17 protein-coding genes and 2 pseudogenes are annotated in these 18,574 nt (G+C 57.6%); 8 read left to right on the top strand and 11 right to left on the bottom strand.

Annotation, left to right across the window (positions count from 1 at the left end):
* Positions 1 to 55: 55 nt before the first annotated feature.
* Together MRBLMR1_RS12145 and MRBLMR1_RS12140 are read right to left on the bottom strand one after the other, a co-directional pair.
* A complete protein-coding gene (locus MRBLMR1_RS12145) occupies positions 56 to 727 on the bottom strand; it encodes an SOS response-associated peptidase (RefSeq protein WP_183688367.1) in 672 nt (223 codons plus the stop codon).
* 4 nt (positions 728 to 731) lie between these two features.
* On the bottom strand, positions 732 to 893 hold the full coding sequence (locus MRBLMR1_RS12140; RefSeq protein ID WP_183688365.1) for a hypothetical protein: 162 nt from the start codon (positions 891 to 893) through the stop codon (positions 732 to 734).
* Positions 894 to 1,578: 685 nt separating this feature from the next.
* Between MRBLMR1_RS12140 and MRBLMR1_RS12135 the strand changes: the two genes are divergently transcribed.
* From MRBLMR1_RS12135 to MRBLMR1_RS12115, 5 genes are all read left to right on the top strand, one after another.
* On the top strand, positions 1,579 to 1,779 hold the full coding sequence (locus tag MRBLMR1_RS12135; protein WP_183688363.1) for a CrpP-related protein: 201 nt from the start codon (positions 1,579 to 1,581) through the stop codon (positions 1,777 to 1,779).
* 322 nt (positions 1,780 to 2,101) lie between these two features.
* Positions 2,102 to 3,787 carry a cache domain-containing protein gene (locus tag MRBLMR1_RS12130; RefSeq protein ID WP_500064808.1) on the top strand — a complete coding sequence of 562 codons (1,686 nt, stop codon included), beginning with the start codon at positions 2,102 to 2,104 and terminating at the stop codon, positions 3,785 to 3,787.
* Positions 3,780 to 4,136 carry a response regulator transcription factor gene (locus MRBLMR1_RS12125; protein WP_500064869.1) on the top strand — a complete coding sequence of 119 codons (357 nt, stop codon included), beginning with the start codon at positions 3,780 to 3,782 and terminating at the stop codon, positions 4,134 to 4,136. The genes MRBLMR1_RS12130 and MRBLMR1_RS12125 overlap by 8 nt, the downstream gene beginning before the upstream one ends.
* Before the next feature lie 93 nt (positions 4,137 to 4,229).
* On the top strand, positions 4,230 to 4,559 hold the full coding sequence (locus MRBLMR1_RS12120) for an ArsR/SmtB family transcription factor (RefSeq protein WP_500064807.1): 330 nt from the start codon (positions 4,230 to 4,232) through the stop codon (positions 4,557 to 4,559).
* A 235-nt stretch (positions 4,560 to 4,794) separates the two neighbouring features.
* Positions 4,795 to 5,817 (top strand): cache domain-containing protein, encoded by a 1,023-nt coding sequence (locus MRBLMR1_RS12115; protein ID WP_500064806.1) that lies wholly within the window; start codon positions 4,795 to 4,797, stop codon positions 5,815 to 5,817.
* Positions 5,818 to 5,823: 6 nt separating this feature from the next.
* Here the strand turns inward: MRBLMR1_RS12115 and MRBLMR1_RS12110 are convergent, their stop codons facing one another.
* The 4 genes from MRBLMR1_RS12110 to pdxR all read right to left on the bottom strand — a co-directional run bounded on the left by MRBLMR1_RS12110 (position 5,824) and on the right by pdxR (position 11,664).
* A complete protein-coding gene (locus MRBLMR1_RS12110) occupies positions 5,824 to 7,797 on the bottom strand; it encodes a glycosyltransferase family 2 protein (protein ID WP_500064805.1) in 1,974 nt (657 codons plus the stop codon).
* A gap of 1 nt (position 7,798) precedes the next feature.
* A complete protein-coding gene (locus tag MRBLMR1_RS12105; RefSeq protein ID WP_500064804.1) occupies positions 7,799 to 8,992 on the bottom strand; it encodes an HlyD family secretion protein in 1,194 nt (397 codons plus the stop codon).
* A gap of 612 nt (positions 8,993 to 9,604) precedes the next feature.
* Entirely contained in the window at positions 9,605 to 9,850 is a 246-nt protein-coding gene (locus tag MRBLMR1_RS12100) for a hypothetical protein (RefSeq protein WP_500064803.1), read from the bottom strand.
* 368 nt (positions 9,851 to 10,218) lie between these two features.
* Positions 10,219 to 11,664, bottom strand: a complete 1,446-nt coding sequence (pdxR, locus tag MRBLMR1_RS12095; RefSeq protein ID WP_244654534.1) for a MocR-like pyridoxine biosynthesis transcription factor PdxR — start codon at positions 11,662 to 11,664, stop codon at positions 10,219 to 10,221.
* Positions 11,665 to 11,742: 78 nt separating this feature from the next.
* Here pdxR and MRBLMR1_RS12090 point away from each other — a divergent pair, with 78 nt between their 5' ends.
* The gene (locus MRBLMR1_RS12090) at positions 11,743 to 12,462 is read left to right on the top strand and encodes a pyridoxamine 5'-phosphate oxidase family protein (protein WP_500064867.1); all 720 of its coding nucleotides are present in this window, start codon (positions 11,743 to 11,745) and stop codon (positions 12,460 to 12,462) included.
* On the opposite strand, the gene MRBLMR1_RS12085 is transcribed toward MRBLMR1_RS12090, so the two are convergent.
* Positions 12,459 to 13,265 carry an SDR family NAD(P)-dependent oxidoreductase gene (locus MRBLMR1_RS12085; RefSeq protein WP_500064802.1) on the bottom strand — a complete coding sequence of 269 codons (807 nt, stop codon included), beginning with the start codon at positions 13,263 to 13,265 and terminating at the stop codon, positions 12,459 to 12,461. The two genes, MRBLMR1_RS12090 and MRBLMR1_RS12085, sit on opposite strands and share 4 nt — an antisense overlap.
* 181 nt (positions 13,266 to 13,446) lie before the next feature.
* Between MRBLMR1_RS12085 and MRBLMR1_RS12080 the strand changes: the two are divergent.
* Both MRBLMR1_RS12080 and MRBLMR1_RS12075 read left to right on the top strand, forming a co-directional pair.
* A pseudogene (locus MRBLMR1_RS12080) lies at positions 13,447 to 14,804 on the top strand (ISL3 family transposase); the annotation flags it as partial.
* A 27-nt stretch (positions 14,805 to 14,831) separates the two neighbouring features.
* A pseudogene (locus MRBLMR1_RS12075) lies at positions 14,832 to 15,281 on the top strand (helix-turn-helix domain-containing protein); the annotation flags it as partial.
* A gap of 27 nt (positions 15,282 to 15,308) precedes the next feature.
* On the opposite strand, the gene MRBLMR1_RS12070 reads toward MRBLMR1_RS12075, so the two are convergent.
* The 4 genes from MRBLMR1_RS12070 to MRBLMR1_RS12055 form a co-directional block, all read right to left on the bottom strand.
* Complete coding sequence (locus MRBLMR1_RS12070; RefSeq protein ID WP_500064801.1) at positions 15,309 to 15,836, bottom strand: acyl-CoA thioester hydrolase/BAAT C-terminal domain-containing protein; 528 nt, start codon at positions 15,834 to 15,836, stop codon at positions 15,309 to 15,311.
* Positions 15,812 to 16,126, bottom strand: coding sequence for a hypothetical protein (locus tag MRBLMR1_RS12065; protein WP_500064800.1), 315 nt, complete (start codon positions 16,124 to 16,126; stop codon positions 15,812 to 15,814). The genes MRBLMR1_RS12070 and MRBLMR1_RS12065 overlap by 25 nt, the downstream gene beginning before the upstream one ends.
* A gap of 372 nt (positions 16,127 to 16,498) precedes the next feature.
* Positions 16,499 to 17,434 (bottom strand): nucleotidyl transferase AbiEii/AbiGii toxin family protein, encoded by a 936-nt coding sequence (locus MRBLMR1_RS12060; RefSeq protein WP_500064799.1) that lies wholly within the window; start codon positions 17,432 to 17,434, stop codon positions 16,499 to 16,501.
* Positions 17,424 to 18,269: a type IV toxin-antitoxin system AbiEi family antitoxin domain-containing protein gene (locus tag MRBLMR1_RS12055; RefSeq protein WP_183688361.1), complete on the bottom strand. Its 846-nt coding sequence runs from the start codon at positions 18,267 to 18,269 to the stop codon at positions 17,424 to 17,426. The genes MRBLMR1_RS12060 and MRBLMR1_RS12055 overlap by 11 nt, the downstream gene beginning before the upstream one ends.
* Positions 18,270 to 18,574: the final 305 nt, after the last annotated feature.

The raw sequence follows: 18,574 nt of genomic DNA, 5'->3' as shown, positions 1-18,574 counted from the left end.
CAGGTCGGAAAGTGCGACTCTGGGCGTAATCAGCCATACCAATGTCGGTTCTCCTTCACAGCGGGTTCACCTCGGGCTTTCCGGTGAACCTCGACGAGTTCACATCTCTCGAGACCCGGTGAAACTCCAGCATTCCGTCGAGGTTTTGCCTTTCCAGGAGTTCTTTCGCGCGTGCCCCGCTCGTCGCAGGATCGAGCCATTCCTTATAGGCCGTCGGTTCGAGAATGGCGGGCTGCCTGTCGTGCAGCTGGTTCATCGGCTCTGCAGCGGGCATGGTGACAATGGTGCAGCTGGTGATGCCGAGGTTCTCGTTATGCGCCCAAAGCCCGGCAAAGGAGAAGGGGCGGCCGCCCGGCTGATAGATGAGCCATGGGTCCTTTTTGCCGTCATCCTGATTGACGGTCCATTCGTAAAACCCGTCGGCCGGGATCAAACACCGCTTCGACTTGAACGCGTCGCGAAACGCCGGCGAGGTCCCGATCGTCTCAATGCGGGCATTGAACATGGCGCCCTTGGGGAGCTCCTTTGCCCAGAACGGCACCAACCACCAACGAGCGGATTCGGCCATCTGATGTCCCCCAGCATCGTTATGAACGATCAGGACATCTTGTGTCGGAGAAATGTTGAAACGAGCCTGCGTGTTGCGGCCGCGCTCTTGATCCCAGGGGAGATCATAAAGATCGGTGAAGGCCGGCCATTCGTGCTCAAACGTGAACCGTCCGCACATCTGTTCATCGTCTCCTGAGGATCGAGAGGTCCTGGGCAAGGTCGCGGTTGGCGATCATACCCAGCATCATATGATCGGCCAGCTCCACCATGGCAGACGCAACCTCCTCAGGATTCCAACCGGCTTTGATGGCATCGAGAGCAACATCGGTAAACGCGGTGGCCATCGCTTCCTGGCATTGCAGAAATCGAACGGGATGTCTGTCTGTCGTGGGCGGCGATATGCGTTTCATCCGCAAGACATGTCGTCTGTCAGTCCGCCGTCAAGGCACAGCCAACAGCAAACGCCGAGCACCACGAGCGGAACTATCCGGGTGCGGAGGTGTCGTTTGGCATTTAACTGTAAGAATGCGCCTGTTTCGGCAGCTCATGGCATTTAATTTGAGATTTGCTGGTTCCATTTTCGGCGCTTGACGCTCTCTGGTTCGGAAAATATTAAGTGCCAAATCGGACTGGCGAATCTCAAATTAAGTGCCCGATCTCAAATTAAGTGGCGCGCTATCTTGTTGAAATATTGGATGCGGAGTCTTGCGATTAGGTGCAAAGCAACAAGAGGCGCAAGCCGGAAGTACCCATCGTAGAAACCATTGAGATTGAAGCTGCATTGTCATTCGCGGTACGCCATCCTGTATTTAATGAAACCGTAAAACAGCGGCCATTAATACGGCGGCAAACAAACTGGTTAGAGGCTGGTTAAAGGGCGCTCCGTACGCTGGCGTACGGTTGCGGTCGGTCGCTCCCTAAAGCGGAGCTGCAACATTCTCGGGCAAGGTTCGCACAAGGCCCAGACCACAAGAGGGACAGGCAACCGAGATGCTTGCGGAAGCCAAGCAGCGATCATGAGGATCGGAAATGGCCTTTGATGTCGAAATGATGCTTGACTGGCAGCAGCGGGGAATGAATGCCCGGGTACTTGGTCTTTCCGCAAGCAGAAACCCCGTCGCGCCTGATCTTGAGACAGTGAGCTGTCCGAATGAAACGGATAGCTGGGCGCAGAAGGCGGAAGCCTGGTTGTTTGGCTGGCATATCGAGAATGCAACGAGAGCGCTCTGATGACGACAGCCGCGAACTTTTGGTCGGCAAAGGCATGATAGGGAATCCGTAGGCGAACCAAGCGCGGCCAACGGTCGTGGGCGCTACGACGAGGACTACCGTCGCGACGAAGATCGTTCTTTAATAACGATCCGCCCTCGCTGACGACACTCGCATCCTTTATCGAGCATGGCCGCTTACCGACGAGGTCAAGATGAGTTTCGCGGCTTAAATAAAGTTGGGGCGGCAGCTCCCGCGTGTGTTCTCCGCGCTCTCCTTCACAGTTCTCGGAATAGCGCCCCAGCAATTCACGTGCTATCTGTCCCGCGAACGGGGGATCACGATGAGGCTGAAGCTCATTGCGGTAGCAGTGGCAGCGCTTGTGCCAGTGGTTACTATGCTCGGTTACAACGAGATCGTAATGCGCCAGCAGCGCAATGACGAGGTCCGCACCCTGGCCGCTCAGGCCGCCCGCCAAGCGTCCTCTGAAGTGGAGCGCATCATCGAGGGGCTGCGGTCTCTGCTCGTGGCGATAACCTCGATGCCGGCCGTGCGGCACCTTGATACAGCGGCGTGTAACGAAGCGCTCGCGTCTCTAGCTGCGAACGTTCCCAATATTCGGACAATCTTCGTCCTTCGCCCGGACGGTAGCGCGGTCTGTGGTAGCATGCCGAAGCCAGTAGAGGCATCTTTTGCCGATCGCGACTACTTCCGGAATGCGGTCGCGAGTAAAAGCTTTGTCGTCGGCGGGTACACGAAAAGCAGGATTTCCGACACCGCTGTCTTGCCCCTGGCGATGCCGCTTCTGGATGGCGACACTGTTACAGCCGTCGTGGTCAGCGGGATCCGATTGGATTGGCTGCAGAACCGTATCACGGAACGCGGTGTTCCACACGGAAATGCTGTGACAATCGCAGACGGATCAGGAACGATCGTGGCGCGCGTGCCATTATCTGAGAAGTTTTTAGGGACTGTCATTCCAGATGCGTTCAAGCAGCTGATCCACGCGGATCGACCAGGTGTCATTGAAGTCGCAAGTCAGGATGGCACGCAGCGGGTGCTCGGCTATCGGCCGATCGCACTCCCGTCCAGCCCGCTCTATGTCAGTGCCGGCTTTTCAACGACCGAGGCCTTTGCTCCCATTAACCGAGCGACGATCACCAATGTTCTTGGCATTATCGGTGGTGCTCTGATATCCCTGTTGCTGGCGCTCTTCATTGGCAGCCGCTTCATTCTGGTACCGATCTCCCGGATCGCGACCGTCATGGACAAGTGGAAGGCGGGTGATGCCTTAGCTCGCACCGGAATGAGACCAACCGACGAGCTACATGCCGTTGGCGCAGCGCTCGACAACCTCCTGGACGAACTGGATTGCCGTCGGATACAGAACGAGAAAGCCGAAGAGGAGCGCATGCTGCTCGTGCGTGAACTGGCGCATCGGGTGAAAAACGGTTTTGCCCTGGTGCAGGCTATCGCGCGGCAGACCTTCGCCCGCTCCGATCCCAGCCAATACAAGTCTTTCTCCGAACGGCTGACCGCGCTTGCCAGCACCTATGACTTGATCCTGTCGAAAGAGAGCTCTGCCGCGCAAATCCGTCAGGTAATTGTATCCGCCCTGCGCGCGCACTCGACGGACCCCGATCGCATATCCAAAGATGGTCCTGACTTTGTGCTGGCTGCAGACCTTGCTCTGCCTCTGTCGCTTACCCTTCACGAGTTGGCCACCAACGCGACGAAGTACGGAAGTCTGAGCGTCGAGGAGGGCAGAGTCACTATTAGCTGGAAAAAAGAAGATGATCGCGTCGTTCTCGTTTGGCAGGAAAGCGGGGGCCCTGCCGTCGCAACGCCGACGCGACGGGGTTTCGGCAGTATTCTCATTGAAAGGGCTTTTCCAGCTGCAGCACAAGCTACCAGCGACGCCGAGTTCCATCCTGACGGCCTCATCTTTCGGGTGAGCTTCCGCTTTGCGGAACAAGTCCTTCCTTCCGACGTTCATGGCGGTCGTGACGACGAGGGTGCTCATGCGTAAGTCGGTGCTGATTGTTGAGGACGAGCCGCTGTTGCGGATGCTCGCGGTTGATATTGTTGAGGAGGCGGGCTTTACCGCGATCGAGGCGTCAAATGCTGACGAGGCGATTGCCTTGCTCGAAGCAGACACAACCATCCGGATCCTGCTGACGGATATCGATATGCCCGGCAGCATGGATGGTCTCAGGCTTGCGGCCGCGGTGAGAGACCGCTGGCCGCCTATCGAAATCATCGTCGTATCCGGCATGAGGAAGCCTGAAGCACATGAGCTTCCCACGCGAGGGGTTTTCTTCGCAAAGCCGTACGATGTCCGACAGATATCGGCCCAGCTCCTGCTCATGGCGTCGTGATTGGCAGTGCCTCTGGGTCGTCGCGTCGAAATTTGATTGCGTTGGGTCTGTCGCTAAATTAGAAAAGCCTGAATGTGATTCGGAATTACCTTCATGCGTGACTTTTCCTTCGACCAAGCATCCGCCTCAGCTCTTCTCGAAAATCTCGCCAGTCCCGTCCGCCTCGAAATCGTTCGAATGTTGATGGAAGGCGAGATGGCGGTGACCAAGATCGCTGTCAGCCTGAATATGAGCCAGTCCGCGATTTCACAGCATTTGCGCAGACTGCGCGATGGTGCAGTGGTTCAGACGCGGCGCGATGCACAGATGATCTTTTATTCGCTGCCAGAGGACAGCTGTATGTCAACGCTTTTGGCTGTTTTGGACGCAGCCGTTAGATCCAGGGGAGATGTGCTCGCTACACGGCATCAAGAAGCCGCGTGAAGCCCAAAGAGAAACGAGCCTTAGAACATCTCGCATAATTATTTTACTTTGCAGGCGCCGAGGCAATTGCGGTCTTGCTAAATCTCGTACTGGAACCTCCACGTGAGCGCTGCATATGTGGCTTTTTCAGTAGGAGTGTTTCCTGATGTCTGAACGTTCTGCGCCTCGTGCTCCTTCGCTTGCCACAGTGACGGCGACCTTCGTGATCCTGAGCCTGATCATCGGTACGGCGATCGTGTTCAACGCGATCGATGACCGGATGCGCGCCTATCAGGAACTGAGCCTCCGAACTGCCGTCGAAACCCGTGCTCGAGGTGTGCAGACTGCCTTCGCAGCATCTCTCTATCGGGAGTGGACGAACCTTGAATCACTGTCCCAGCCTTTGTCTGTTGGAGATCCAAAGGAAGTCCAGGACGACCTATCGACTTTGGTCGGTCAGGGCCACATCATCTCGTGGGCTGGCTACGCAACGAACGATGGCATTGTTCAGGTGGCATCGAATGGGCTTCTTGTCGGCGCGAACGTCGGAGCACGGCCCTGGTTTCAACGGGGGCTGCAGGGTAGTTTCGCTGGCGATGCTCATGAGGCGGTCCTTCTTGCGGCGAAACTTCCTCAGCCGGCGAGCGGCGAGCCATTACGGTTTCTCGATCTAGCAACTCCCATTCCAGGCTTAGGCGGCTCACCGGCCGGCGTCCTTGGGGTCCACCTCAATCTCGAGTGGGCCAAGGGGCAGATCCGCGAGCTTGCCGGCGCTCTCGAGATCGACGTCTTCATCGTCAATCCGGAAGGAACTGCGGTCATCTCGTCTGCTGACGGCGAGTTCTCAAACCTCGATCTTGCAAGCTTTCGAAGGGCGCGATCCGGCGCAGCCGGGGTAGGCCTGGAAAACTGGCCCGATGGAAACCGCTATTTCGTCGCAACACTGCCCGAAGCCAGCTATCAAAATCTCCCCAAGTTTGGCTGGTCGATCGTGGCGCGCATCGGCGGTGATGCCATCAGCCAACCCGCTCAGAACTTCTCAACTGGGTTGATGTTCAATCTGTCCATATTTGGCGCGGCGCTAGTGTTATTAACACTCCTGTTCATCGTTTCTTTTATCCGGCCTTTTCATCATCTCGCCATGAACGCAAAAGCGATCGCGGAGGGGGAGGACATCTATCCGTATGAAAGCGGGCGAACATCAGAACTGGCAACGATCGGATCCGCATTGGCGACGTTGCAGGCGAAATCGGCTGCGGCCGAAGACGAAGCTCGCTGAATTACACTAGGCTTTTATGAGCCGTGCGGCCGCGTCACCGATTATGGCCGAGAGCCTCGTTGCGGTCACGCTTGGAACGCTGCCCGCGGCGTATAGGCGGCGTAAGAGAGCTTGATATTGCGCATCCTCCAAAGTCAGAGAAAGCAATGCTCCGTCTGACGTCGCCTGTAATACCGTAGCCGGAAAATCTCCGATATCCCTGATTTTCATTATTAAGCGCGAGGCCGGTTCAAGCTGAACTCCTCGCACTCTTGCCGTCTCCTGCGTTAGATCTGTCATCCAAACTCTCTTCAACTTCCCGTCGACGGAGATGATGGCGCGTTCCGGCCTGTCAGCATAATGCTGCTCAACGCGCGGAAGCTCGATGCAAACTGCGAGCGTGACACCAAGTATGATGAGATTGTAGATCGTCCAGAAAAGGATAACGATTTTCCCGTCGCCCGCATCGTTAAAGGCGAAACGGTCGGAGAACAGGCCGATCAACATTCCGATGATTGTCAACGCCCCGAGGATCAGGAAAGGTCTCATCAGACGCCATTGGACAACGACCTGGGTACGGTCCCCGCCCTTGGCGGTAACACTGAACGGATGTCCTTTTGGTTTTATCAGCCCGATTATCGCCGCTCGTGCGATCGGTATGGCTCCTAAAAGCTGGCTGACGTCGTTGACGATGGGGATCACCATCCCCGACGAGATGAAATTCAGTACGAACAGGATCCACACCATGTAGGTGCCGAAGTAGCTGATAACGTCTGGGACACTGGCGTTGACCACCGTGATGTTGAAGAACCAGTAGAAGAGCGGGAACGTCATCGAGGCGATGCGGAACGTGAAGGTCGTGAGCCAAAAAAACACTGAGTCCAGAACACTCCACCGGTCGCGCAACCGCATATTATTGCGGGCCAAAGGGCCAAGCGGGCCGCGCGCGATCTGCATCAGACCCAGGCACCATCGAGCCCTTTGCGTCACGTACTCCTTCAACCCTTCAGGCGCCAAGCCCTCCGTCAAGGCCTCATTCAGGTAAACCGTGCGAAAGCCCTTCTCCTGTAAAGCCAGGGTCAGCATGAAGTCTTCGGTGATGCTGTCTGTTGGAAAACCTCCAGCAGCCTGTACGGCCTCCCATCGGATGACAGATGAGGTCCCGCAACAAAAGGCGATCCCCCATGCATCTCGGCTCGGCTGGAGATGATCGAAGAAGAATCTCTGCTCATCGGGGTAGGAGCGGCTCAAGCCCAAATTATGCTGGATTGGGTCCGGGTTGAAAAAATGTTGGGGCGTCTGGACGAGACCCACGTCCGGCTTATGAAACAATGCGAGGGCGCGTGGAATGAAGTCGGTATGCGGCACGAAATCGGCGTCCAGCACGGCGATGAAGCTTGGTGGCTCGGGATCCTGCGCCAATATGTCCAGTGCGTGGTTGATGTTACCCGCCTTGGATCCCTTATTGTCTGGCCGACGCAAGTATCGAACCTCTTGATTCTGACAGAAATCGCGCAACCAATCTCGTTTGCCGTCATCCAGAACCAGGACTTCGAAATTGCGATGATCGGTGGCCTTGGCGCCGATGATCGTGCGCTCCAGCACGGTTTGATCTTCGTTATAGGTCGCGATCATGATCGCGACCTTTGGATCCTCGTTCGGGCGCCACCAACCGGAATTGCGATCGACCTCATCGCTTCGACTCTTCGTCCGCGTGAGGATCGTAAAGGCGCTGAGGGAGGAAAACACAGATGCCGCCTCGAGTGCAAAAAAGGACCAGCTGATCAGGCAGTCGAGGGTGAGGTCCAATGGGGCAAGCGTTTCAGTGCCCCGCCACCAGATGTAGCGGACAGCGAGTACCATTCCGATGGCGAACAGAATCGTCCGGTGCAGACGATTTTGAGCACTCAAGAGCGACGGCAGGACAAGTCCGAGACCGAGCGCCAGCGCGAGATGGGCAATACTCGACTGGAGCTCGCTTAGATAGAACAAGCTCCCCATCTCAGCTCCAAAGACTCCTGAACCAATCAAGCGAACGGACCTCGAAGAAGACCCTTCCGGTGCGACCAGCCAGGCAGCGCAGTTCCGGATCGTCACGAAGCGCCGGAACATCCAGTGCGACATCATAGCGTTCGAGGTGACGTTCACTCGGAGAGATTGCCATGTTCTGGTAAATGGTCGCAGCGCCAGAGCCGGCGAGCCGGATTACGGTACCGTCCAAGACCATACGACTTCTATTGAACCGGAAGGTGGCGGAGGTGCCGACCCGCAATGTGTTATAGAGGCTTTCCGAGACCGACAGGGTGACGATCGCGGAATCGCAATCGATCAGTCGCACGACATCCTGCCCTCGCTGAACTGATTCGCCGGACGAGGCTAAATAGTCCCATAAAGCGCCGTTGACATTGGCTTCAAGAGCTGCGGCAGATAGCTTGTTGACCCTTAGCCTTTCGCTTGCAACGCGGCTTGAAAGAGGTGCCAGACTTGCAACCTTGGCGTCAAGCTGGGCTTGCAACTCCAGTCTCTGGACGTCGATCTCGGAGATACGCTGCTCCGAGTAGGGCGCATCGTTGAAACCGTCTCCCAGAAATACGCCCCGTTCGGAGGCAGACAGTGCGACCGACGTTTCTGCTGCTTGCGCCCGGGCGCTTTCCAGCTCTAAGGCAGACACCTCTGCGAGGGACTGGGCTTGTTCAAGAGCTTCTGCCGTTGCAATACCCCGCCCGCCCAGCCGAGCAGACCGCTGACGAGCGAGTTCAGCATATTTGAGGCGAGCTTCGGCTGCGGCGGTCGCTGATTGCCCTGACTGCCCTTGCGCAACCAACTGCCTTCTCCGCTCCTCGCGATAGATCGCTGCCCGCGTTCTTAAAGCGTCGATTGATTTTTCAAAGGTAGCAATCGTTTGACGTAACCGATCGATATCAACCTGCGCTTCCGCTTGCTCACGCTCCAAATCAGCAAGGCGTAAATTGTCGACAAAGGGATCCTCCAACGACCCTAGCGGGTCTCCCTGTCGGACTTTGGCTCCAACGGGGCGGGACACGAGCTGGAGCTTTCCAGCAATGGGCGCGCGAACAGTCGTCACACGTGCATTAACGAATGCGTTGGCGCTTGTGCCGCTAAGCTGTTCCCCCAGTATGATGTAAAGTGCGCCGCAAACCAGCAGTAAACCAATGATTATTTTTATCGACTTCATGTCGGCTCCCGGAACGATCAGTGTTGCAATGAAAGTCACGCACAAGCAGGTCGGTTCAAGCGCTTCCGTGATATCTGATCGGTGTCATTAACAACGTCTAAGTCGAGCAGCCTCTTGCTCCAAATCTGGACAAATTGTTCAGTCTTTTTGGGGTCGTGGCTTGGTCCTGCTGAGCCTAACGTCGTCGACCGAAAATTCCGAAGCTCGTCAAAACTGAATGGCAAGTGGGCGCCGAAGAGGACAAAACAGGAGCACCTGCGCATTGGCAAGTCCGCTCGCTTTGCCAGGTCCCATTGGCGCCGCCCGACCTGTCATGAGATGTTAATTCGACGCAAGGCATCTACGCTAAAGAAGGGCCATCGTCACCCGATTGTTCGTGGGCGGTGGCGACTGAGAGTTACTACGTGCTCCCGCCTGCCAGAACAGGGAGCGTCATCATGCTTCAGACAGTTGGCATGCAACCGGGGTTGAAGGAAATCCTGGGACGACGGGCTGAAACGTACACACCCGACCCCTCAGAACAGCGTCGTCTGGTCGAGCGCACAATCAGCAGCTCGTGCGACAATCCGGATTTGTTAGAGGGCCCGTCCCTCAAGAACGCGCTGTTCTGCCTTATGCATAAACTTGTCCGCGCGGCAATTCGACAGGCGTCTGAAGATCGCGAGCGAGCTCCCTCGCAGCGTCTTTCCCAGCGGGCGTAAGCTTGCATCTGATCCTGTCGGCACGGAAGTCGCCGGACTTGACGATCCAGCCGGCCGCTTCTGCTTCGATGACGGTCTTCATGCCGACGCCCTCCGGCAAAGGACGATAGACACGTATGCTCAGGGTCAAAAGCAGCAGGGCATGTCTTCGGTTCATCATCACCTCCCTTAGAGGCGCGAACCTCTGAGGATCGCTATTGTTTCAGGAAACGCTTAAGGAACGCCGAAGCCCGCTGCGGGTAGAGGGGACGGGCATGGGAAACAACTGCAGACACGTCAAGGCGTTCTCACAGGCTCCGATAAAGGTCCGGCTGCGTGACTGGTGCACAGACCCAAACGTTGCCGCGATCCGACCGCGCCGACGACAACGGCGGAGGATGGAGCTGCTTTTTCAAGGTTACGCGTGAATCCGAACTGCGGGTCCGTGGTTCGATTCCGGTCAAGAGCTTACCTTACCCTGTGTAGCGGAAATTTTCCTCCGGCGAAGTCTGAGTGCTGTGCATTGGCCCAGCCTGGGTGAGGGCCTCATCTCACATATCTCCTCGCCGCTTGCGCTAACGATATAGCCGCTTCCGACAGGAGTTCGGGTGAAAAACCGGAAAAACCAAGGATGAACCCTTCCGTTCCTGCGGATTCCGTTCGCGTCTCAGACAGCAGCATCGCGTCCACCTCGGCGGCAGCTCGGATCGCTTGCCCAGCATCACGATCGAGGCCTGACGCTAAGCGAACTATCATATGCAGACCCTGCGCCGGCACGGCGGGTATAAGAACGCCAGCAGCGTCTTCCGTGATGATTTTCGCAATCTGATTGCGCGCGTTGCAATAGTGCTTTCGCATTCGCCGCAGATGCGCGGAAACGGTGCCATCGGACATGAGATCTGCGACTGCGTCCTGCATGAAGGCCGGCGGGAAACGATCAATCGCGGCCCGGGCAGACAGGATGTGGCCGAGAGCGTCTGGCGGCACCACCATGTAGCCAATGCGCAATGCCGGAAACAAAGTTTTTGCAAAAGTGCCGAGATAGATTACCCGGGTGGTTGATAGGCCAGCAAGCGGGGTCAGCGGTCGTCCGGTATACCGGAACTCGCTATCGTAATCGTCTTCCAACACCCAGGCGCCCGCATTCTCTGCCCATTCGAGGAGTTCTACCCGGCGCCTCATAGACATCGTGACGCCGGACGGGAACTGATGCGAGGGAGTAACATAGGCAGCCTTCGCTTCGGGCGCGCGTTCGCGAGCGGCTCGAATGTCCAGTCCTTCGTCGTCGACGACAACCGGAACCGGGGCGGCTCCCGCAGCAGCAAGCGTGGCGCGTGCCGCCGCATATCCGGGTTCTTCCATCCAGATCTTGTCTCCTGGCTTAAGAAGTGCGTCGGCGCAAAGACGTAGACCGTGCTGCGTTCCGCTGACGACGACGATGCAGTCGGGATCGCAACGTAAACCGCGGTCCACTGCGAGTGCGGCAGCGATCTGACGACGAAGATGTAGGCTGCCGCGGGGATCACCATATCCCAGATCCAACGGGTCGGCCTCAGAGATGCGGCGGCGGCTGGCAGATGCAAGGCGGGCGAGTAGCGCCGCCTCGACGCGTGGCTGGCCAAGCGCGAAGGGTCTTTTAGGGCCTGGAGGTACTTTAGCCCCGATACCGAACTGCGCTGTGGTCTTTGCCAGGGGCGGCGGAATGGCGGCAACAAAGGTGCCGGACCCATGCCGGGCCTCGACCAGCCCGTCGCTCAATAACTGCTCGTAGGCGGTTACGATGGTGTTACGGCCAATGCCGATCTGATGCGACAGTGTCCGGCTGGACGGTAGAGCCGTGCCAGAAGGCAGAAGTCCATCGAGGATGGCCAGGCGAAGCGCACTGTGCACTCGCTGTGCCTGATTGCGGATCGAGGTATCTAGACGAAGCTGCCCAACACCTTCGGCCACAAGCGACATGGAAGATTTTTCGGCCTGAAAAGTGGTTGGCATAAATCGCTCAAAACTGGACCTACTCGCGACCACGTTACTGGTGGAAGATGATGACAACAAGGTTATGAAGGAAGCCAGATCATGCCCGACCACTCTTTAGATCAATATCCTGTCGATGCCACGAACAAGGTCAAGCGTCGCCATGATCGCGGCTTTTATGATCATGACACCGTGCATGCACTGCTGGATTCTGCCGCGCTCGCGCATGTAGCCTACGTGATCGATGAGCGCCCGTTCTGCACGCCAACACTCTTCTGGCGGGAAGGTACGCGGCTGTATTGGCATGGCAGCAGCGCAAGCAGAATGTTGCGCAATCTTTCAAAGGGGGAGCCCGCCTGTCTTACCGTCACACATTTCGACAGCATCGTCCTAGCCCGGTCCGGCTTCAACCATTCCGCCGACTACCGTTCGGTCATGGCTTTCGGAACAGCACGGCTGGTGACGGATCTGGTGGAGAAAGACCGCGCGCTGACGATGATGGTGGACCGTTTCTTTCCAGACAGGACTGCTCTGCTGCGCCCAACCACTGGACAGGAGACGAAGGCGACGGCCGTAATTGCGATGGAGATCGAAAAGGCCTCAGCCAAAATTCGCGCTAGAGGCGTCGTCGATGACGAGGAAGATTATGAGCTGCCTATCTATGCCGAACGCCTGCCGATCCGCACAGTGATCGGCACACCCGAACCCTGTCCTCGCATCATACCCGGCGTCGAGCGGGCCACCACCCTTGAATCCTACCGCGAGGGACGGCATCTGGAGGAAGCTCTGCTGGAAGCCTACCAGCTGGCCTACTCCTAAAGCCCGGGCCAAAGGCCGCCATCCAGCCTCAGATTGACGCCGGTGATGTAGCCGGCGCGGGGACTTGCGAGAAAGACGACAGCGTCAGCGATCTCCTCGAGCGTGCCGACGCGCCCTACGGGGACTTTAGCAAAAAGAGGCAGGACTTGCCGCTCCACTTTCGACCAAGGTGCGTCGGGGGCCAAGCCCTGTCCTACCGCCGCCTTGCGAAAAGCCTCATCGAGGCTGATGCTGCGGATCGTTCCTGGCGATACGGTATTTGCGGTAATGCCATCGAGGGCGACGGCTTTGGCGAGCGACGCGGTCATGGCGATCATTGCCGCTTTCGCGGCAGCGTAGTCAGGGCGTCCAGCAGGGGGCATCAATCCCGCGAGGCTGGAAACATTGATGATCCTGCCCCACTTGGCCGCACGCATGGCAGGCAGCAGGGGAGTAGTAATCCTGACGGCTGCAAGCACATTGCGATCATATCCTTCCGCCCAAATCTCGGGTCGCGTCGTCTCCCAGGTCTGCGTTTCGCCGGAGCCGCCCGCATTGTTGATGACGATCTCGACGGCTCCCAAGGCTTTGGTCTCATCGACCAGACGCTGCACTTCTTCCTCGCGCGTCAGGTCACCAAGGACCACGTGTGCGCGCCCTCCTTCTGCAATGATGTTGTGCGCCACCGCTTCGGTTTTCGCTTTATCACGTCCGTGGACAATGATGACGACGCCCTCGCGTGCCAAACCGTGCGCAATTCCTTCGCCGATGCCCTTGCTGCTGCCCGTCACCAGCGCGATCTTTCCATCCAGTTTCAAATCCATCGCGGTATTCCCATGTTAAGAGCCGAGAATGTTATGGAGGAAGGGTGATGGCCGAGACAATTACGCACTTAAAAGTGCCCATAGCAGATGAGGATCGAGCCATATGCCTTGGACCAGATGGCTCTGTTGCTCACGTTGGCCGTGCTTTCAGGGTATTGAGCGGACGGTGGAAGTTACCGATGGCGGGCGTCCTGGAGAGCGCTTAATGAGACGCCTTGGGATGCCGATCAGCGACGACACCATCCTTCGGCACTTGAAGCGCAATGCTTCACGGGTGGACAACCAACCGTCAGCTCGGATCGTCGGTATCGATGATTGGAGTTGGAGGAAATCGTGGCGCTACGGCACGATCATCGTTGATCTTGAACGCCGAAAGGTTATGGACATTCTCGAAGACCGGAGCGTGGCAAGTGTTGCACGATGGTTGAAGCGGCATCCTTCCATTGAGGTCGTCAGCCGAGATCGATGCGGGCTCTACGCACAGGCCGCTCGTGAAGGTGCACCCCAGGCGTCTCAGGTGGCTGACCGCTTTCATCTCATCCAAAATCTTCGTCTTGCTATCGAGGAACAGATGAGCCTCTCCGGTCGAGCTACAGGCAGGGCACTGCTACCAAACGAAGATATCGAGAACGATCATGACGATCGGGCTTTGCAAGAGCAGGCGCCTGAAACGCCTTGGCGCAATCAGCTTCGCCGGGCGCATCGGCAGTCCCGGAAGGATGTGTTCGAGACAGTGCACGCCTTGAGCAAAGAAGGCCTGACCTGCTCGGAAATCGCTCGCCGCACGGGATATGGCCGACGCAGCATCACGAAATGGCTGACGTTCGAAACCCCACCCGATCGACGCAGGAGCGCGCTCCAGCCGACATCGCCTCTCTACTTCGAAGCGTTTCTCACCCAGTGTTGGAAGGATGGCAACCGCCGTGGTCGGCATTTGTTTCATGACATAAAGCGCCGAGGATACACCGGCAGCTTTTCTAATCTTGAGCGCCTCTTGGCAACATGGCGCCGCGCCGAGAGGCTGGAAGCGGATGAGGATAAGGTTGTCGCTGCGCCGGCTCGGATTGGGCGCTCTGACAAAGCACCTGACAATGTGCCTGTCCGTGATCCGCAAACCGGTCATTTGATCTCACCCCTTGTCGCCGCTACTCTTTGCATAAAGCCGCGCGGCGCACTGACCATCAATCAGGCGCGGAAAGTCGATGCCCTCAAACAGGGATCACGAACGTTTGGTGTTTTGCGCATCTTCGCCATGCGGTTTCCCGGCATATTTCGTGGCCGAACCTCGGCGAAGCTCGAGCAATGGATCGACGATGCCATTCATTCTGGTCTAGCCTTCCTAGCCCGTTTTGCCCGTGTACTTCGCCGTGATATCGACGCCGTCTGTAACGCCATCGACCTGCCCTGGAGCAACGGTCAGGCGGAAGGTCAGATCAATCGACTGAAGACGATCAAGCGCGCAATGTACGGCCGGGCGGGCCAGAGCTGCTCAGAGTGCGGATGATGCCGATCAAATTGGCCAAGCTCCACACAAATTGAGGAAGACCCCGATTAAAGGCAAAACGACACGAGTTGTCGGTGCTGCAGCACGCGCCTTGGCTCGGCCGGCTGTTTTCCGCATCCATCCTGCGTCAGGCTGGCATCACCAGCGGCGCCCACCTGGCCGCCGTCAATCTCGGCCTCAAAACCATTCCGGTCGATCGGCGCTGGCATCGCGATCGGGAGACCCGGTTGCTCGCCATCGCCCACGGCCTCCTTGCGGCCGTGATTGGCTTGAAGGAGCATGACCGGCTGACGCTGGCGAAAACCATGATGGACCGAAAGCTGGACGGGCGCCGGACGTCTTCTAAACTGCCGGAACTGGTCGAGCTGGTGATGGCGCGACCGCTGGTGTCAGCCGGGATGGTGGCAAAGACGCTCGAGGTCACGCCGCAGGCAGCGCGGCGCATCGTGCAGGAGCTCGGTCTTCGCGAGGTGACGGGCAGGGGGAGGTTTCGGGCGTGGGGCGTGTTGTGAACTAACGCGTCGTGATCATGCGAAAGATCAAAGCAATGTCACGATCTCTCGCCAGGCTGCCTTTCCCAGCCTAGCATCTGCCTCATCGCTTCCACCATGGGCATGAAGGGTTGATCTTGGCGTGTTCTCACCGGGCAGCAAAATCCTGTGCCCGGCATGGCTATCGACTACGAGCGATACCGGCATGCCATAATCCTCCCGGCGACAAGATAGTTCCAGGGCAAACACGTCCGATTGCCAGAGCGCGTCATCCCCGCCTGCAACAAGGATAATATCTGCTGCTGTATTCTCTATCGGAATTATCGCTCGTTGAACCGCCGCGGGATTAGCGTTCAGGCTCTGCTCAAATAGAGGACGATAAGAAAGAAGCCCATCCCGGTTGCAGCGTTCCCAAGCCGAGACGGCCGGAACGAAGTCGAGGGGCGCGCCTTTCAAAGACCACGACGACCGCTCGGGCCAGGCCATTCCATCTTTGCCGGGACCGATGTTGCCCCACACGACGGATGTCGGGCTAAACGCAATCACCGCGCTTACCCGTGCAGCGTCATCATCCACTGAAGGATCTGCTCTTGATGGCCTCGGCCGCGCTGGCGCAATTCCCCTATGATCTTGTTGAAGTATCGGCCCTGGATGGAACCGTCCAAAATCTCTTGACTGCGAAATGCCGTGGAGATCGTTTCCAGCAGCCAAAGGACCTCCTGGACAGCCTGGCGGCCGTTGCCGTCGCTAAGTGCGCGCTGCGACGCGTCAAGGGATTCGTTGATGAGCGCCTGCGCCTGGACGTCAAGTGACGGAGGCGCATCCGGAACGATGATGGGAATGTGGACGCGCGTAGCGATCAGCATGGGAGGATCGAGCTGATAGCCGGCGTCGGCGTCCGCAAGGATTCGATTGATCCGCCCGGCATCCGGTATCACCGTTGTGGGATTGCGTGCGCGAAGTTCTTGGCAAGCGCCCCAGAATGTTCGATGAAAATTGGAGCATTATCTCCGGCACGTGTCATGTCTCGGTCGAGATCCTCCGAGGCAAACCGCTCATTGGTGCTAGCCAATACTCCGCACCGCCGGCTGCGCAAAAGCGAGCTTTGAAATGTTCGAGGATGGCCTTCCGCTGTCCCTGTCCACAAATGCGGTTGATGAGATCGCGAAAAGCCTCTTGAACGGCTGACTCTATTGGCCCGGGACTGTCAAAACGCCAATTACCGTCGAACTGGAGCATCAGGACTCTCTCCTGGTTGTTGACCGAAGCCCCTCGATCTCTCGCCGTTGCTCGGCATGTTTTTCTGGGTTCTGCGCCTTGAGCTTCTCAAGGTTGAGAATCTTCCAGCGGACGGCCGGCAGATCAGCCGCTTGCGGTAACCCGATGGCTTCGAAATCTGGTTTGCCGTCGTGGAGTGAAAGCAGAAAGCGCATGGCGTCGTCGTCGAGCCGTGCAAGAAGATCCGTCGTCAGTTGCTCTCTTGCGGCTTTCAGCTCATCGAGGCTGATGGGCTGCGTCGTCATTCCCTCGAACTCTTTCACGAATGACTCTTCCAGCGCTGCAAGCGAGGGCCTAACCAGCTCATGGGGCGGCCGCCCGGAACTTGCGACGTAAATCAGGAAGGTCCGAAACAGCGCATCGGTCAGTCCCTCGTTTTCATACAGCAGCTTTACGTCGAACAGATCACGCGGATGCTGACGATCGACTGCTGCATGCAGCTTCCCGCCAAAGAGGTCCTCGAACGAGACGACTTGCATTTCGGCGAAACCGAACGCTTCCTCGACTTTCTCGCTCACGCGGCGTCGTTCCGGCTGATGGACGGTGCCTCTCGCGACAGGAGAGGTCTCCACTTTGATTTCGGCGTTACCCTGCCGGACTAGGAGGCGGGTATCATTGTTGCCGCCGCCGGCGATCCTCTGAACGCTAGTGTTCCGCAGATTGCGTAGAAGGTCCTCGCGGATCTGATCAAGGATCGTGTCGATGTTCTTCAGCGTCGTTTGACGGTCTTCGACAGGCAGATAGGTCAGATCGATATCGACCGAGAGCCGCGGCATATCGCGATAGAAAAGGTTGATCGCCGTTCCACCCTTCAGGGCGAAGGCTTCGTGGCGGGCGATGAATGGAAGGGTCCGCACCAGGAGTTCGACTTGGCGCATGTATTGCTCACGGGCCATGCGGGGCCTCCTTTGGCATCAAGTCATTCGGTACTGTGATGCGATAGATGGGGTGCAGCCGGCCGCCTGGGGTCAGCGCCCGGTCGCCCTTGCCGAGATCGACGGAGGAGACGTCGATGTGCCGGCGCCAGGCGTGACTGTGCTTGTCAGCAAATACGAAGAAGAGGCGCTTGGTTTTGACGCTTCGGCATAGGGTTAGAAGCGTCGTCAGTAATCTAGGGCGCAGATTGGCAAGGCTTTCGAATGCAACGTCCACCTTGTGGAAGCTTTCGCCTTTCGGGACTTCGTCTAGCATTTCGAGAATCGCGCGCTCGGGTGAGGACATTGGCATTGGCCAGCGCCATGGGCTTTGTGCCAGTTCTGGATCCGCGTCGTTGGAAAGGTCGAAATCCGCGTTTTCGACGCCGGTTGTCCCTTCGCCGAACAGGACGTTACTCCTGGTCTTCACATCGGCGTCCGTCCGCACCTTCGATAGCCATGTGGGGATATCGGATCCGTAGAGATAGAGGGCAAATTCGCCGCCGAACGAGAGGTAATGAGCATGTCCCCGCAAGGAGAGGGAACTTGCCCCGCCGACATGGAACTCATGCCGCATGAGCCAGACGGCTGAGAGCAGAGGTATCTTCCAGCTTCCGACAGCTTCCGGGTTGATATCTGAGGAGTATGGGCGGCGGTACACGCCTGGCGTGACCGGCTCAAGCCAGCCCTGCTTGAGGTAGCCTGACACGGATTGTCGCGAGATAGCATGGCGGGCCATCCACCTCGAGTCCACCAGGAAGCCGGGGGGAACTTGTTGAAGAAGGCGCTTTAACTTGCTCTCTGATTGTCCACTCATGTTTGACATTGTGCCGCAAGATCAAAGCATAAGCAAGCTTTACAAGATGCCGAATATGTCAATTAAAAATTGACTTTTCTACGCCTTGCAAAGCGTCTCACGCATTAGAAGCTCTCAACAAGATCGTGTCCCATGGAGTGGTGTAGCTGGATTTCATAGCCATCGGTGATTTCCGGTAGGGTCGGGTTGCTTAGAGCCAACCTGAGGGACACCACCGATGACCGACGACATGATGAACCTGCGCTCACTCGTTGAGAAGAGCGCCGACGCCGATTTGCTGCGCGAGATGATCGGCTTTGCTGCCG

This window comes from Neorhizobium sp. LMR1-1-1.1 (assembly GCF_040675795.1).
In the GTDB taxonomy this organism is placed as follows: domain Bacteria; phylum Pseudomonadota; class Alphaproteobacteria; order Rhizobiales; family Rhizobiaceae; genus Neorhizobium; species Neorhizobium cellulosilyticum.
The sequence above is the reverse complement of the archived record's forward strand: the minus strand, read 5'-3'. Positions and strand labels throughout refer to the sequence as shown.

Coding starts and splice junctions, on each gene's coding strand:
- MRBLMR1_RS12145 (WP_183688367.1), bottom strand. CDS start 727: ATGTGCGGACGGTTCACGTTTGAGCACGAATGGCCGGCCTTCACCGAT.
- MRBLMR1_RS12140 (WP_183688365.1), bottom strand. CDS start 893: ATGGCCACCGCGTTTACCGATGTTGCTCTCGATGCCATCAAAGCCGGT.
- MRBLMR1_RS12135 (WP_183688363.1), top strand. CDS start 1,579: ATGGCCTTTGATGTCGAAATGATGCTTGACTGGCAGCAGCGGGGAATG.
- MRBLMR1_RS12130 (WP_500064808.1), top strand. CDS start 2,102: ATGAGGCTGAAGCTCATTGCGGTAGCAGTGGCAGCGCTTGTGCCAGTG.
- MRBLMR1_RS12125 (WP_500064869.1), top strand. CDS start 3,780: ATGCGTAAGTCGGTGCTGATTGTTGAGGACGAGCCGCTGTTGCGGATG.
- MRBLMR1_RS12120 (WP_500064807.1), top strand. CDS start 4,230: ATGCGTGACTTTTCCTTCGACCAAGCATCCGCCTCAGCTCTTCTCGAA.
- MRBLMR1_RS12110 (WP_500064805.1), bottom strand. CDS start 7,797: ATGGGGAGCTTGTTCTATCTAAGCGAGCTCCAGTCGAGTATTGCCCAT.
- MRBLMR1_RS12105 (WP_500064804.1), bottom strand. CDS start 8,992: ATGAAGTCGATAAAAATAATCATTGGTTTACTGCTGGTTTGCGGCGCA.
- MRBLMR1_RS12100 (WP_500064803.1), bottom strand. CDS start 9,850: ATGAACCGAAGACATGCCCTGCTGCTTTTGACCCTGAGCATACGTGTC.
- pdxR (WP_244654534.1), bottom strand. CDS start 11,664: ATGCCAACCACTTTTCAGGCCGAAAAATCTTCCATGTCGCTTGTGGCC.
- MRBLMR1_RS12085 (WP_500064802.1), bottom strand. CDS start 13,265: ATGGATTTGAAACTGGATGGAAAGATCGCGCTGGTGACGGGCAGCAGC.
- MRBLMR1_RS12065 (WP_500064800.1), bottom strand. CDS start 16,126: ATGCTGATCGCTACGCGCGTCCACATTCCCATCATCGTTCCGGATGCG.
- MRBLMR1_RS12060 (WP_500064799.1), bottom strand. CDS start 17,434: ATGGCCCGTGAGCAATACATGCGCCAAGTCGAACTCCTGGTGCGGACC.
- MRBLMR1_RS12055 (WP_183688361.1), bottom strand. CDS start 18,269: ATGAGTGGACAATCAGAGAGCAAGTTAAAGCGCCTTCTTCAACAAGTT.